This window comes from Candidatus Burkholderia verschuerenii (genome assembly GCF_001189365.1).
GTDB lineage: Bacteria > Pseudomonadota > Gammaproteobacteria > Burkholderiales > Burkholderiaceae > Caballeronia > Caballeronia verschuerenii.
Map to the genome: position 1 here is coordinate 1 of NZ_LFJJ01000143.1, position 14,906 is coordinate 14,906.

General features: G+C 60.6%; 12 protein-coding genes. 7 read left to right on the top strand and 5 right to left on the bottom strand.

Annotated elements, in window-relative coordinates:
- Nucleotides 1-181 precede the first annotated feature (181 nt).
- The 5 genes from BVER_RS20640 to recG all read right to left on the bottom strand — a co-directional run bounded on the left by BVER_RS20640 (nucleotide 182) and on the right by recG (nucleotide 6,121).
- Nucleotides 182-670 (bottom strand): Dps family protein, encoded by a 489-nt coding sequence (locus BVER_RS20640; RefSeq protein WP_050454879.1) that lies wholly within the window; start codon nucleotides 668-670, stop codon nucleotides 182-184.
- 101 nt (nucleotides 671-771) lie between these two features.
- Nucleotides 772-963 (bottom strand): hypothetical protein, encoded by a 192-nt coding sequence (locus BVER_RS20645; RefSeq protein WP_050454880.1) that lies wholly within the window; start codon nucleotides 961-963, stop codon nucleotides 772-774.
- A gap of 18 nt (nucleotides 964-981) precedes the next feature.
- Nucleotides 982-2,457 (bottom strand): catalase, encoded by a 1,476-nt coding sequence (locus BVER_RS20650; RefSeq protein ID WP_050454881.1) that lies wholly within the window; start codon nucleotides 2,455-2,457, stop codon nucleotides 982-984.
- 312 nt (nucleotides 2,458-2,769) lie between these two features.
- On the bottom strand, nucleotides 2,770-3,729 hold the full coding sequence (locus BVER_RS20655; RefSeq protein ID WP_050454882.1) for a hydrogen peroxide-inducible genes activator: 960 nt from the start codon (nucleotides 3,727-3,729) through the stop codon (nucleotides 2,770-2,772).
- A gap of 136 nt (nucleotides 3,730-3,865) precedes the next feature.
- On the bottom strand, nucleotides 3,866-6,121 hold the full coding sequence (gene recG / locus BVER_RS20660) for an ATP-dependent DNA helicase RecG (RefSeq protein WP_269750786.1): 2,256 nt from the start codon (nucleotides 6,119-6,121) through the stop codon (nucleotides 3,866-3,868).
- Nucleotides 6,122-6,124: 3 nt separating this feature from the next.
- Here recG and queA point away from each other — a divergent pair, with 3 nt between their 5' ends.
- The 7 genes from queA (at nucleotide 6,125) to BVER_RS20695 (ending at nucleotide 14,761) form a co-directional block, all read left to right on the top strand.
- Nucleotides 6,125-7,171, top strand: coding sequence for a tRNA preQ1(34) S-adenosylmethionine ribosyltransferase-isomerase QueA (gene queA / locus BVER_RS20665; RefSeq protein WP_050454884.1), 1,047 nt, complete (start codon nucleotides 6,125-6,127; stop codon nucleotides 7,169-7,171).
- 149 nt (nucleotides 7,172-7,320) lie between these two features.
- Complete coding sequence (tgt, locus tag BVER_RS20670; protein WP_050454885.1) at nucleotides 7,321-8,484, top strand: tRNA guanosine(34) transglycosylase Tgt; 1,164 nt, start codon at nucleotides 7,321-7,323, stop codon at nucleotides 8,482-8,484.
- Between the two features lie 197 nt (nucleotides 8,485-8,681).
- The gene (gene yajC, locus BVER_RS20675; RefSeq protein ID WP_050454886.1) at nucleotides 8,682-9,011 is read left to right on the top strand and encodes a preprotein translocase subunit YajC; all 330 of its coding nucleotides are present in this window, start codon (nucleotides 8,682-8,684) and stop codon (nucleotides 9,009-9,011) included.
- Nucleotides 9,012-9,138: 127 nt separating this feature from the next.
- Nucleotides 9,139-11,211 carry a protein translocase subunit SecD gene (secD, locus tag BVER_RS20680; protein ID WP_050454887.1) on the top strand — a complete coding sequence of 691 codons (2,073 nt, stop codon included), beginning with the start codon at nucleotides 9,139-9,141 and terminating at the stop codon, nucleotides 11,209-11,211.
- Between the two features lie 26 nt (nucleotides 11,212-11,237).
- Nucleotides 11,238-12,188, top strand: a complete 951-nt coding sequence (secF, locus tag BVER_RS20685; protein WP_050454888.1) for a protein translocase subunit SecF — start codon at nucleotides 11,238-11,240, stop codon at nucleotides 12,186-12,188.
- Nucleotides 12,189-12,496: 308 nt separating this feature from the next.
- A complete protein-coding gene (locus BVER_RS20690; protein ID WP_050454889.1) occupies nucleotides 12,497-12,679 on the top strand; it encodes a hypothetical protein in 183 nt (60 codons plus the stop codon).
- Between the two features lie 24 nt (nucleotides 12,680-12,703).
- Nucleotides 12,704-14,761, top strand: a complete 2,058-nt coding sequence (locus BVER_RS20695) for a GNAT family N-acetyltransferase (RefSeq protein WP_332309141.1) — start codon at nucleotides 12,704-12,706, stop codon at nucleotides 14,759-14,761.
- Nucleotides 14,762-14,906: the final 145 nt, after the last annotated feature.

A 14,906-nucleotide genomic window follows, 5' to 3' on the forward strand; every position in this document is an offset into this window, starting at 1 on the left:
CAGTTTCGCTCCACGCTTCCTCCCCACGGTCGGTCGCCCTTCCGCAGTTGCGCTTCACTTCGCTCGCTGTGGTCAACTTGCCGCGCGACTTGCACCCGCAAGAGTGCGCCCATGCTGGGCGCACAAGCAAAAACCCCGCGTGAAAGCGGGGTTCTCTTGAACGTCGATCGGACCGGACAGCTTATGCGAGCATCGCGCGCAGCATCCACGCGGTCTTTTCGTGCGTCTGCATGCGCTGCGTCAGCAGATCGGCGGTCGGTTCGTCGCTGGCGGCGTCGGTCGTCGGGAAGATTTCGCGCGCGGTGCGCACGACGGCTTCCTGACCTTCCACCAGTTGGCGAATCATTTCTTCCGCGCTCGGCACCCCGTCGGCTTCCGGAATCGACGACAGCTTCGCGAACTCCTTGTAGCTGCCCGGCGCGTGCACGCCCAGCGCGCGGATACGTTCCGCGATGGCGTCGACGGCGAGCGCGAGTTCGTTGTACTGCGTCTCGAACATCAGATGCAGCGTGTTGAACATCGGACCCATGACGTTCCAATGGAAGTTGTGCGTCTTCAGGTACAGCGTGTACGTGTCGGCCAGCAGCCGGGACAAACCGTCGGCGATCTTCTTACGGTCCTTGTCGCTGATGCCGATATTGACGGCAGGTGCAGTGCTTTTCTTCGCCATGGTGACTCCGTGAGAGTGATTCGAACATTGCGAGCGCCGCGCAAGCCTTGCCGCGCGGCGCTTCGAGCGTCCGACAGTTTAACGTAGAAACGGGGAACGCTTTATGGCAAACCGGCGCTTAAAGCCGATGCCAGGCTCATCCGCTCAGACGCCGACGATACCGCGACGACCAGCCCATACGCCGCCGCGACGATGCCGAAGGCCATCGCGACGCGCACGCCGCGCGATGCGTGACAACTCGTCGCATCGATCTGATCGACTACCTGAACGATATAGTTCAACGCTTGAGACATGATGTTTCTCCCGGTTTTTCAGACTGCTTCGGACGCTTCCTGATCGACGACGTGCTGCCCGAGCTTGGCGAGCGCATCGACGACGCCTTGCGCATAAGCCGGATCGATACGGCGGAAATGCGCGATCTGCCGCGCGCCGATCTCGTTCGGCACGCCATGAATATGACGCGCGATATTGCCGAACAGACGCGCGCGCTGCGCATCGTCGAACAGCGCGAACAACGCGGCCGGCTGACTGTAGTAGTCCTCGTCCTTGCGATGATCGTAGCGATGCACCGGGCCCGCAGCCAACGCCGGCTCGTTCACGCTCGCGTCCTGCGCGAACTCGCCGAAGCGGTTCGGCTCGTAGTTCACGCGGCCGCCGAGATTGCCGTCGGTGCGCATCGCGCCATCGCGATGAAACGGATTCGCAATCGGCGTGCGCGGCGCATTCACCGGAATCTGGTGATGGTTGATGCCGAGCCGATAACGCTGCGTATCGCCGTACGAGAACAGCCGCCCCTGCAACAGCCGATCCGGCGAAAAGCCGATGCCCGGCACCACGTTCGCCGGCATGAACGCGGCCTGCTCGACCTCCGCGAAATAGTTCTGCGCGTTGCGATTCAACTCGATCGTGCCGACGTCGATCAGCGGAAAGTCCTTGTGCGACCACACCTTGGTGATATTGAACGGATTCGTCTTCGACTGTGCCGCCTGCTCTTCCGTCATGACCTGAATGCGAAAATTCCAGCGCGGGAAATTGCCTTCGTCGATATTCGCGACGAGATCGCGCTGCGCGCTTTCACGGTCGCCCGCGACCACGGCGGCAGCTTCCGCGTCCGTGTAGTTCTCGAGCGGCTGCTGCGACTTGAAATGGAACTTCACGTAGAAGCGCTCGTTGTCGTCGTTGATGAACGAGAACGTGTGCGAACCGAAGCCGTGCATCTGCCGATAATTCTTCGGAATGCCGCGATCGCTCATCAGAATCGTCACCTGATGCAGCGATTCCGGATGACGCGACCAGAAATCCCACGCGGCCACGTTGCTGCGCAGATTGGTGTACGGATCGCGCTTCTGCGTGTGGATGAAGTCCGGAAACTTGAGCGGATCGCGGATGAAGAAAACCGGCGTGTTGTTGCCGACCACGTCCCAGTTGCCCTCTTCCGTGTAGAACTTGATCGAAAAGCCGCGCACGTCGCGTTCGGCATCGGCGGCGCCGCGTTCGCCCGCGACCGTCGAGAAGCGGATGAAGATCGGGGTTTCTCGACCGATGTCCGCGAACAGCTTCGCCTTCGTGTACTTCGAGATATCGTGCGTCACGCAGAACGTGCCGAAAGCGCCCGAACCCTTGGCGTGAACGCGGCGCTCGGGAATCACTTCGCGATCGAAGTGTGCGAGCTTTTCCACCAGCCAAAAGTCCTGCAAGGTGACCGGGCCGCGCGGGCCGGCGGTCTGCGAATTCTGGTTGTCGCCGACGGGGGCGCCAGAGGCGGTGGTGAGTTTTTGCGTCGTCATCGTGATGCTCCTGATCTTGTGCGTTTGCGTGGGATGATGAAATGGCGGCGCGCTCAGACTGCGGCGCGAGCGAAATCCGCGAGAACGTTGAGCGCGACGTCGCGGACATCGTTCCAGCAAGCGGCGACTTGTTTGATGGCGGTCATGGAATCCTCGTGAGATGGTTGGGGCACGAAGAGACTCTAACAAATGCTATAGATAATTTTAATTTGATTAAATTTATCTATGTGATAGGCAGCATTCTGGCCCCAAGAACGACAACGCCGCGCACGAGGCGCGGCGTTTCATCGGCGAATGCGGCGGCTGAGTTGCTTAGTTCACCGCCACCGGCATATCCAGCTTCCGCACGCCCGGCAAGTCGCAGTTCGCGATGGCATCGCAGATGGCGTCGATGGCCGGCATGCGCGTGAAGCTCTTGCGCCACGCCAGCACGACGCGGCGATCGGGCACGGGTTCATCGAACGGAACGTAGCTCAGCAGGCCGGAATCGATGCCCGCCGCGTGCGGCTTGACCTCGTACACCGACATGCGCGGCAGCACCGTGATCCCCACGCCGCTCGCGACCATATGACGGATCGTTTCCAGCGACGAACCTTCGAACGTCTTCTGAATGCCGTCCGCGTTCTGCGAGAAGCGCATCAGTTCCGGGCACACGCCCAACACGTGATCGCGGAAGCAATGGCCGCTGCCGAGCAGCAGCATGGTTTCCTGCTTGAGATCGTCCGGATCGATCTTCGGACGGTTTTCCCACGCGTGACCCGACGGCATGGCGACGACGAACGGCTCGTCGTAGAACGCGCGCACCATCAGGCCGGTTTCGGGGAACGGCAGCGCCATGATCGCGACGTCGATTTCGCCCTGCTTCAGCAGTTCGATCAGCTTGAGCGTGTAGTTTTCCTGCAGCATCAGCGGCATCTGCGGAACAGACTTGATCATCTGCTTGACCAGCGTCGGCAGCAGATACGGCCCGATCGTGTAGATCACGCCCAGCCGCAGCGGACCGACCAGCGGATCCTTGCCCTGCTTGGCGATTTCCTTGATGGCGAGCGTCTGCTCGAGCACGCGCTGCGCCTGCGTGACGATCTGCTCGCCGATCGGCGTCACGCTGACTTCGCTCGTGCCGCGCTCGAAGATCTGCACGTTGAGTTCGTCTTCGAGCTTCTTGATTGCCACCGACAGCGTCGGCTGGCTGACGAAGCACGCCTCGGCGGCGCGGCCGAAATGCCTTTCGCGCGCGACGGCAACGATGTACTTCAGTTCAGTGAGCGTCATTGGGGGCCAATGAAATACATTGATTCGATAGGTTTGAGTTATACACCCGCGAGACGCCGTTCGACAACTTCGTCTAGAAAAGCATTGCGCCGGCGCTCAATTAGGGACCGACAAGCGCCCTTCAAGTTCACTAACTTCAGGCTTTCAGATACTGCTCGCGCACGCCCAGCCAGCGCGCCAGATGCGTGGCGACGGCGTCGGGGAACGACTTGAGCATGGCGTCGGCGGCTTCGCGGGCGGGTTCGATCAGCCAGCCGTCGTTTTCCAGACTGGCGAAACGCAGCATCGCCTTGCCCGACTGACGCGCGCCAAGAAACTCGCCGGGACCGCGAATTTCCAGATCGCGACGGGCGATTTCAAAACCATCGGTCGTTTCGCGCATCGTCTTGAGACGCTGGCGGGCGGTCTGCGACAGCGGATTCGCGTACATCAGCACGCACACGGACGCCGCGCTGCCGCGACCCACGCGTCCGCGCAACTGATGCAACTGCGCGAGGCCGAAGCGTTCCGCGTGCTCGATCACCATCAGCGACGCGTTCGGCACGTCGACGCCGACTTCGATCACCGTCGTCGCGACCAGCAATTGCACTTCGTTGCGCGCGAAGGCGTCCATCACGGCGGCTTTTTCGGCGGGCGCGAGCCGTCCGTGCACCAGTCCGACGCGCAATTCGGGCAGCGCGGCGGCGAGCGTTTCGTAGGTTTCGACCGCCGTCTGAAGCTGCAGCGTCTCGCTTTCCTCGATCAGTGGACACACCCAGTACACCTGACGCCCCGTCAGCGCCGCCTGACGCACGCGCGCGATGATCTCGTCGCGGCGGCCGTCGGAGACGACTTTGGTGAGAATCGGCGTGCGGCCGGGCGGCAGTTCGTCGATGGTCGATACGTCGAGGTCGGCGTAATAGGTCATCGCGAGCGTGCGCGGGATCGGCGTCGCGGACATCATCAGCTGATGCGGCTGGAAATCGGCACGGCCGTCCGCCGCGTTGAGCGCCTTGGCGCGCAGCGCGAGACGTTGCGCGACGCCGAAGCGATGTTGTTCATCGACGATCACGAGCCCGAGCCGCGCGAACTCTACTGCGTCCTGAATGATCGCGTGCGTGCCGATGACCAGATGCGCCGTGCCGAGCGCCGCCGCTTCCAGCGCCGCGCGCTTTTCTTTCGCCTTCAGACTGCCCGCGAGCCACGCGACCGATACGCCCAGCGGTTCCAGCCAGCCGCGCAGCTTGCGGGCGTGCTGTTCCGCGAGGATTTCGGTCGGCGCCATCAGCGCGGCCTGATAACCCGCGTCGATGGCCTGCGCCGCCGCCAGCGCCGCGACAATCGTCTTGCCGCTGCCGACATCGCCCTGCAATAGCCGCTGCATCGGATACGCAAGCGTCAGTTCGCCGCCGATTTCGGCGACCACGCGCTGCTGCGCGCCGGTCAGCGCGAACGGCAGCGTTTTCAGCAGACGCGTGACGAGCGAAGTGTCGTCATCGGCGGCGCGGCGCGGCATGGCGGGCGCGGCGCGCGTGCGGCGTTCCTCGTGCGCGCGCTTGAGCGACAATTGCTGCGCGAGCAATTCCTCGAACTTGATGCGCGTCCACGCCGGATGCGTGCCGTCGATCAGCGCGGTTTCGTCGGAATCCGCGCGCGGATGATGCAGCGTCCTGACGGCATCGAGCAGGCCGGGCACGTTCAGCGGCTTCAGATGCGCGTTCGCGATCGCTTCGGGCAGCAGTTCCGGCAGCGCGACGCGCGACAACGCGTTGTCGATCGCCTTGCGCAAATACGCCTGCGTGATGCCCGCCGTCGACGGATACACCGGCGTGAGCGCTTGCGGCAGCGGCGTGTCGTCATCGACGGGACGCACGGCCGGATGCACCATCTCCAGCCCGAAAAAGCCGCCGCGCACGTCGCCGCGCACGCGCAGACGCTTGCCGATGGCCATTTGCTGGACTTGCGAGCCGTAGAAGTTGAGGAAGCGCAGCGTCAGTTCGTCGCCGGCATCGTCGTGGAGTTTGACGAGCAGCTGCCGGCGCGGCCGATACGCGATTTCGTTGTCGAACACGACGCCTTCGGTCTGCGCGACATCGCCCGGAATCAGCTCGCCGACGGGCGTGAGCTGCGTTTCGTCCTCGTAGCGCATCGGCAGATGCAGCACCAGATCGATATCCGATTTGAGACCGAGCTTGGCGAGCTTGTCCGCCGTCTTGACGACGGTTTTCGGCTTGTCGTCGGCCTTCGCACGCTTGCGCGCGGGGGCGGCGGCGCGCGGCGCGTCGCCCGCCTCTTCGGCAAGCGGTTCGGTCGAAGCGGCAAGACGGCGGTCGGACAAGGGCATTGACTCTCTTCGCAAGTACAATATGGGGTTTGTTCGGCGCGCTTTTGCGTTCGTTCGTACCTCGATCACGCCATGTTCACGCTTTCCGATTTCGATTTTAATCTGCCGCCCGAGCTGATCGCGCAGAGTGCGCTCACCGAGCGCAGCGCGAGCCGTTTGCTCGAAGTGGACAACCGCGCCACGCCCGTCACGCTCACCGACCGGCACTTTTCCGATTTGCCTAATCTCGTCGATGCAGGCGATCTGCTCGTCTTCAACGATACCAAAGTCCTGAAGGCGCGGTTCTTCGGCCAGAAGGCCAGTGGCGGGAAGATCGAAGTGCTGATCGAACGGCTGACCGGCGCGACCACGGCGCTCGCGCAGATTCGCGCCAGCAAGAGCCCGCTGCAAGGCAGCACGATCCGCCTCGCCGACGCCTTCGACGTCACGGTAGGCGAGCGCGTCGAGCCGTTCTACACGCTGCATTTTCCGGCCGATTGCCTGACGCTGATCGAGCAATACGGGCGCTTGCCGCTGCCGCATTACATCGCGCACGACGCCGACGCCTACGACGAAACGCGCTACCAGACGGTCTATGCGGCCAATCCGGGCGCGGTCGCCGCGCCGACCGCCGGCCTGCATTTCGACGACGCGCTGTTCGCCCGGCTCGATGCGCGCGGCGTCGAGCGCGCCACGCTGACGCTGCACGTCGGCGCGGGCACGTTCCAGCCGGTGCGGGTGGAGAACATCGCCGAGCACAAGATGCATAGCGAGTGGTACGACCTGCCGCAATCGCTGGTCGATCGCATCGCGGCGGTGAAGGCGCGCGGCAATCGCGTGATCGCGGTCGGCACCACGTCGATGCGCGCGCTCGAAGCCGCCGCCCGCGATGCCGCCGACGCCGGCCGTCCGCTTGCCGCGACGCAGGCCGAAACGGACATCTTCATCACGCCGGGCTACGCGTTCCGCGTCGTCGACCGGCTGGTGACGAACTTCCACCTGCCAAAATCCACGCTGATGATGCTGGTCTCCGCCTTCGCCGGCATGGAGACGATTCGCGAGGCGTATCGGCACGCCATCGAGCAGCGCTATCGCTTTTTCAGCTATGGCGACGCGATGCTGCTGACGCGTCAGAGTTAGTTTTTCCCAACCTTTGCGCCGGACTTGAGATCCGGAGTTGGCGCTTCAGCGCCTTACTCCGGTCTCATGCAGTGTTTTAGGCATAGCTAGCGCGGTAGCGCTTACTATGCCTAAAACACTGCGCTCTCCGGTTGCAGGAGCATAAAAAGATGACCGCTGGTCAATTTACCCCGCCCGAGAACGGGCTCAAGTTCGAATTGCTGACGACCGACGGCCAGGCCCGGCGCGGCCGCCTCACGCTCAATCACGGCGTCGTTGAAACGCCGATCTTCATGCCGGTCGGCACCTACGGCACCGTCAAGGCAATCCAGCCGCGCGAGCTCGAGGAGATTCGCGCGCAGATCATCCTTGGCAACACGTTTCACCTGTGGCTGCGCCCCGGTCTCGAAGTGATCGGCGCGCACGGCGGCTTGCACAAGTTCATGGGCTGGAACCGGCCGATTCTCACCGATTCCGGCGGTTTTCAGGTATTTTCGCTGGGCGATCTTCGCAAGATCACCGAAGAAGGCGTCACGTTCGCGTCGCCGATCAATGGCGACAAGCTGTTCCTGTCGCCCGAAGTGTCGATGCAGATTCAGAAAGTGCTGAATTCGGACATCGTGATGCAGTTCGACGAATGCACGCCCTACGCGACCAACGGCATTCCGACCACGCACAAGGAAGCCGCCGATTCCATGCGCATGTCGATGCGCTGGGCCAAGCGCTCCATCGACGAGTTCGGCAGGCTCGGCAATCCGAACGCGCTGTTCGGCATCGTGCAGGGCGGGATGTTCGAAGACCTGCGCGACGAATCACTGGCGGGTCTGAGCGAGATCGGCTTCCATGGGCTGGCGATCGGCGGATTGTCGGTCGGCGAGCCGAAGGAAGACATGATGCGGGTGCTGAATCACATCGGCCCGAAGCTGCCCGCCGACAAGCCGCACTATCTGATGGGCGTCGGCACGCCGGAAGATCTCGTGAACGGCGTCGCGGCCGGCGTCGACATGTTCGATTGCGTGATGCCCACGCGCAACGCGCGCAACGGCTGGCTGTTCACGCGCTTCGGCGATCTGAAGATCAAGAACGCGTCGCACAAGAGCTCGATGAAGCCGCTCGACGAGTCCTGCACCTGCTATACGTGCCAGAACTTCACGCGCGGTTATCTGCATCATCTGCATCGCGTAGGCGAGATTCTGGGCGCGCAACTGAACACGATTCACAACCTGCACTATTACCTTCAGCTGATTGGCGAAGTACGGGAATCGATCGAAAATCACACATTCGAAGCGTTTCGCAAGACTTTCGCGAAAAACCGCGCGCGTGGCGTCGACTAAGGCTGCGTTGCAATAATTACAATTGCCTTTCTAATGCTTGCGCCGCATGCCGTCAAACGCCTGTAACGGCTTGATGGCAAAGCGCATTCCGGCCTTTGGCCGTAAGGTGCGAGTGGTAGAATGCCGGGCTAACTTCAAGTCAGTTCCCAGAAGCCTGTTTTTTAGAAGCACCGAAACGTAAACTCGGAGAGACCAACGTGTCGTTCATTTCCAATGCCTTTGCACAAGGCGCATCCGCGGGTGGCGCGGAATCCCAGCTGATGAGCTTCCTGCCGCTGATCCTCATGTTCGCGGTCCTGTACTTCATCATGATCCGTCCGCAGATGAAGCGTCAGAAGGAGCATCGCAACATGCTGTCCGCCATGGCCAAGGGCGATGAAGTCGTGACCAACGGCGGCATCGTCGGCAAGATCACCAAGGTGTCGGAAGCGTACGTCGGCGTCGAAATCGCCGAAGGCACGGAAATCACCATCCAGAAGGCATCCGTGACGACCATCCTCCCGAAGGGCACGATCAAGTCGCTGTAAGGCCAGAACCGTTCCATCGCGTCCGGCGCGGCCTCGCACACCGAGTCCGCGGCTTCCACCACCGGCTCCTCGCGCATAACGCCGGACGCACTCTCCCCCGCAGCCAACTATCCGTTCGGCCATCCCCATGAATCGTTATCCCCTCTGGAAGTATGTCGTGATGCTGGTGGCGCTCGTCATCGGCCTCGTGTACACGCTGCCCAATTTCTTCGGCGAAGCGCCTGCGGTGCAGGTGTCGAGCGGCAAGGCCACGGTCAAGCTCGACTCGACCACGCTCGCGAACGTCGAAAGCGCACTGTCTTCGAGCAACATCAAGGCCGACGAAGTCACTTTCGACAACTCGCAGACCAACGCGAACATCCGCGTGCGCCTGAAGGACACCGACACGCAATTGCGCGTGAAGGACCTGCTCACCAAATCGCTGAACAGCGACCCGACCGATCCGCAGTACATCGTCGCGCTGAATCTGCAGAGCGCCTCGCCCGGCTGGCTGACGGCGCTGCACGCGCTGCCGATGTACCTCGGTCTCGACCTGCGCGGCGGCGTGCACTTCCTGCTGCAAGTCGACATGGCCGGCGCGCTCAACAAGAAGCTCGACTCGGACGCGGCCGACGCGCGCACCTATCTGCGCGACCGCAATATCCGCGATGGCGGCGTGAATCGCGTCGCGCAGTCGGTGGTGGTGAACTTCTTCGATCAGGCCGCGGCGGACAACGCGCGCACCCTGCTCCAGACCGGCGTGTCCGAGTTGCAATGGGCGACGCGTCAGGGCGGCGACGGCTTCCAGGTCGTCGGCACGTTCACGGCGGCGGCGCAGAAGATCGTCGAGGACGGCGCGCTCAAGCAGAACATCACGACGCTGCATAACCGCGTCAACGAACTCGGCGTGGCCGAGCCGGTGATTCAGCAGCAAGGCTCCGACCGTATCGTGGTCGAACTGCCGGGCGTGCAGGACACGGCGAAGGCGAAGGACATCATCGGCCGCACGGCCACGCTCGAAGCGCGTCTCGCCGATCCGGTGAACACCTACATCGGCTCGAACGATGCAGTGCCTCCGGGCGACGAAGCGTTCAAGCAGGGCGACCGCCTCGTGCTCCTGCGCAAGCAGATCATCTTCACCGGCGACCGCATCATCGATGCATCGACCGGCTTCGACGATCATCAGCGTCCTTCGGTGAATATTCGCCTCGACTCGGCCGGCGGCCGCGCCATTGCGAGCGTGTCGCGCGACAACATCGGCAAGCCGATGGCGATGGTGCTGTTCGAAAAGGGCAAGGGCGAAGTGCTGACGGTGGCGAACATCCAGTCGGAACTGGGCGATCGCTTCCAGATCACCGGCCAGCCGTCCGCGCAAGCCGCGATCGATCTCGCGCTGCTGCTGCGCGCCGGTTCGCTGGCGGCGCCGATGGACATCATCGAAGAGCGCACGGTCGGACCGAGCCTCGGCGCGGACAACATCAAGAAGGGCTTCGATTCGGTGCAGTACGGTTTCGCCGCGATCGCCCTCTTCATGGTCGCGTACTACCTGCTGTTCGGCCTGTTCTCGATGATCTCGCTGTCGGTCAACCTGCTCTTGCTGGTCGCCGTGCTGTCGATGCTGCAGGCCACGCTGACGCTGCCGGGTATCGCCGCTATCGCGCTGGCGCTCGGTATGGCGATCGACGCGAACGTGCTGATCAACGAGCGTATCCGAGAGGAACTGCGTAACGGCGCGCCGCCGCAGACCGCGATTCAGGAAGGTTTCGCGCACGCGTGGGCGACCATTCTCGACTCGAACGTGACGACGCTTATCGCGGGTCTGGCGCTGCTGGCGTTCGGCTCGGGTCCGGTGCGCGGCTTCGCGGTCGTGCACTGTATCGGCATTCTGACGTCGATGTTCTCGGCGGTGTTCTTCTCGCGCGGGCTCGTCAACCTCTGGTACGGCGGCAAGAAGAAGCTGAAGAGCCTGGCGATCGGTCAGGTGTGGCGTCCCGATGGCGGCGATTCCGAAGCAGCGGCGGCGGCGTATCTGGCCGCACAACGCGGCGACGATTCGCCGGTCGATGAAATCGTCCAGACGGCCAAGGGCAAGAAGAAGGCCGTGGCCGCGCCGCGCGCACAGGCTCCGGCCAGCGCCGCGCCGGCACGCAGCGGCAAGCCGACCGTGCGCCGCCGTTCGGGCCCCGGCGTCGATCAACAGAAACCGGGCCAGTCGCACTGAGTCCCTGAGTCCCGGAGAGATAGAAAATGGAATTCTTCCGCATTCGCCGCGACTTGCCGTTCATGGAGCGCGCGTTGATTTTCAACGTGATTTCGCTCGTGACGTTCCTCGTCGCCGTGTTTTTCCTCGTGCATCGCGGGCTGCATCTGTCGGTGGAGTTCACCGGCGGGACGGTCGTCGAGGTGCAGTATCCGCAAGCCATTTCGCCCGAGCCGATTCGCGCGACCATGACCAAGCTCGGTTATGGCGATGCGCAGGTGCAGAACTTCGGTACCTCGCGTGACGTGCTGATTCGCCTGCCGCTGAAGCAAGGCCTCACCTCCGCGCAGCAGAGCGATCAGGTGATGACCGCGCTGAAGGCCGACAACGCGTCGGTCACCTTGCAGCGCGTGGAGTTCGTCGGTCCGCAGGTCGGCAAGGAGCTCGTGACGAACGGGCTGGCCGCGCTCGCGTGCGTGGTGATCGGCATCGTGATCTACCTGTCGTTCCGCTTCGAGTGGAAGTACGCGGTCGCGGGCATCATCGCGAACTTGCACGACGTGGTGATCATTCTCGGCTTCTTCGCGTTCTTCCAGTGGGAGTTCTCGCTCTCGGTGCTGGCGGCGATTCTCGCGGTGCTCGGCTATTCGGTGAACGAGTCGGTGGTTATCTTCGACCGAATTCGCGAAACCTTCCGCAAGCAGCGCAAGATGACCGTGAAGGAAGTGATCGACCACGCGATTACCTCGACGATGTCGCGAACCATCATCACCCACGGTTGTACGGAAATGATGGTGCTGTCGATGTTTTTCTTCGGCGGCCCGACGCTGCACTACTTCGCACTGGCCCTGACGGTCGGTATTCTGTTCGGTATCTATTCGTCGGTGTTCGTGGCGGCCGCGCTTGCGATGTGGTTCGGCGTGAAGCGCGAGGATCTCGTGAAGGACAAGAAGGACAAGTTCGATCCAAACGATCCGAATGCGGGAGCGCAGGTCTGAGACATTGCGCAACCTGCATTAAAAAAAGGGTTTCGCTGTGCCAAAGCTGAGCTCCGCAAAGCGGAACTCAGCTTTTTTTAGCCAAGGATTTCTCAGGCTGTTCTCATTGACCATCGTTCACATTCAGAAATAGGGTTCAATTTGTAGTTGAACAAGCACGCTGTTACACCAACTTTAAGCTTTGCCTTCTCAAGTCACATCGTCCATCGATAGTTCATTTTGATTAGTATTCTTACGTTATTTTTATGCGGCAAATCCTGCAACCCTCGCATGCCATCTGAAGCGAGATTACGATCCACGAAATAGCAATGCAAGAGTCCTATACGAATATAGCCATACTTACTGAAGCCAAGGACATTGGTTCACTGGTAGATGTGGTTAAGGCGGCAGCCGACTCCGACAAAACGTCGCTCGGCTTTCTACCGGCTTCTGTCTACCAAGAATATGCGAAGAAAGGCAATCTGTTCGTTGCTGTGATTGCTAACAAGTAGCCACAAGAATACGCAGGCCATTTATTGTTTGACCTCCGACAGCCGAGAGCGAAAATCATCCAAATTTTTGTTTACTCTCGTTTTCGTGGGACCGGCGTGGGAGCCAGACTAGTAGAAGAATTTAAAAAGCGTCTAAATGCCCTGCAGTATATTTCCATTGAGGCACGCGTCGCCGAGGACATGGCTGCGTCCAATGTATTTTGGGAAAGACAGAAATTCTACGTCCAGCGGATTGCCCCAGGCGGAAAACATCGCGGCAAGCGCGGCCTTATGATCGCTGTGCGTAGCCACGAGCTGGGAGCACCTCAACTATTCGGCACTAGCGGAATCACCTCAACAGATCCGTTCGGATTAGCCTTTAGTACTGCGGCAGAAAAACCAACGTTTTTGCTCGATCTCAACGTTCTATTCGATATTGGCCCTCGTCGGCAACGAAGAGGACACGTCATTAATTTATTTCGCGCAGAACGGATGGACGCATGCAACCTTGCGATCAGCTCGGAAATTTTGACGGAACTAAAAAGAACCTGCCCTCAAGGGAAAACCGATCCTATACAAGACTTCGTCTCCATTCTGCCAACCTATGCAGTTCCCGGTAACGAAGAGGCCGAGCGGTTGTTGAGCGATCTCGCGGCAAAAGTGTTCCCTACGCGAAGTCAGCTCGGTTCGTTGACCGCTAACGACAAATCGGACCTAAGACATCTTGTGACAGCAATTTCGCACAGGTTAGATGGATTGGTAACGAGCGACTCCTCGATCCTAAGCGCCGCATCCGAGCTCCTATCAGCGTATGGGCTCAATGTTATCTCGCCGACCGCGTTTTCTCTTGATGCATTCCTTCCGCTGGATGTTTTCGCAATTGGAAGCGAGTCCGATCGGATACTGACCATCAGTGATGTCATAGACCTTGATGTGAGCGAGATCAGAGAGCTGCTTTCCAAGCTTCAAGTCGAGAAATCTCAACAGCTCACGCAGTGGGCCACCGTTGACGGCCCCTTAAGCAACTGCAGACGCCATCTCGTCCGCCAAAATGGTGAACCTATTGGATATATGACATGGCATCAACCGGTTAGCAAGTCGAGCATCAGTGCCATGATGGCGGTAGATGAACGTTCGGCTGGATCGGTCGATTGCGTCCGCTTAATGTTAAGCAAGCTTGGAGAGCAAACCGCAAAAGATCAAGCGACGCTAGTGCGGTTAGGCTATCCAAGTTCGCAGTTTCTTGTAAAGAAGGAAGCAATCTCGCTCGGATTCGCGGACAACGCCAGTGCCGTATCGCAACTTCAAAAGATTGTCATCAAAGGGCTGGTCACCGCTGAAAACTGGCAAGCAACTCAGACATCTTTAATTCTCGCGAGCGGCGTTCGCCTCCCATCTGAAGTGCCAACTTTCAGAAACATCAACCAATATATTGAAATTTACACAGCGGACGGTAATCGAACTCACGTACCGCTCTTGAGGCTTGAGAGCATGATGGCTCCGGCATTGTTCTGCTTACCCGGTCGCTCCGGCATAATTACCCCTGTTCGGAGACAGTTCTCCGAACACTTGCTGCAGCACCTTCCTCAGGGGTCATTGCTCCCGCAGCCTCGTGTGCAGTTGTATCAGCAGAGGCACTACCTAAGCCACCCGAAGACTCTTTCCAAATTTACAGCAGGGAGTCTTATGTTTTTCTACGAGTCGCAAACACATGGCGGCCTCGGCGCCATCATCGCGGTCGGGCGGGTTGTGCGGTCCTATCACCAAGAACGCACGGCAATGGGGCACAAGGAGCTTGACCCATCCGTTTTTGAGCCGAACCAACTAGATGTTATTGGGAAAACAAGCGCGCACACGGTCACAGTTTTTGATAATCTGAATGTGCTTACAACGCCCGTTTTCGGCGGCACGCTTCGAGAATTCGGCTGCGGCGCTCCGGTCAAGCTTCTTAGCACTCAAACGATTGACAGTGAACAAGTAACAAGTAACAAGTGCGACGCGTGTCGCCGTCCGCCGGACGTAAATCGGCAACGTAGGGAATGGCAAAGCTCTTCTCTGCCTTGTCACATTCAACCACCAGAACATCGGAGCGTGAAGCCGTGACCTGCTGTACGACCAGCATTGCCTACCTGAACGTGCGCGACCGGTAACGGTCGGGTTCGAAGCTTCGGGGACAACGTACCCTCCTTATGGGCGACTCATCCGGGCGACCGGAAAGGAGCCGACACTGCCAGCAGCCGTGCGGTGT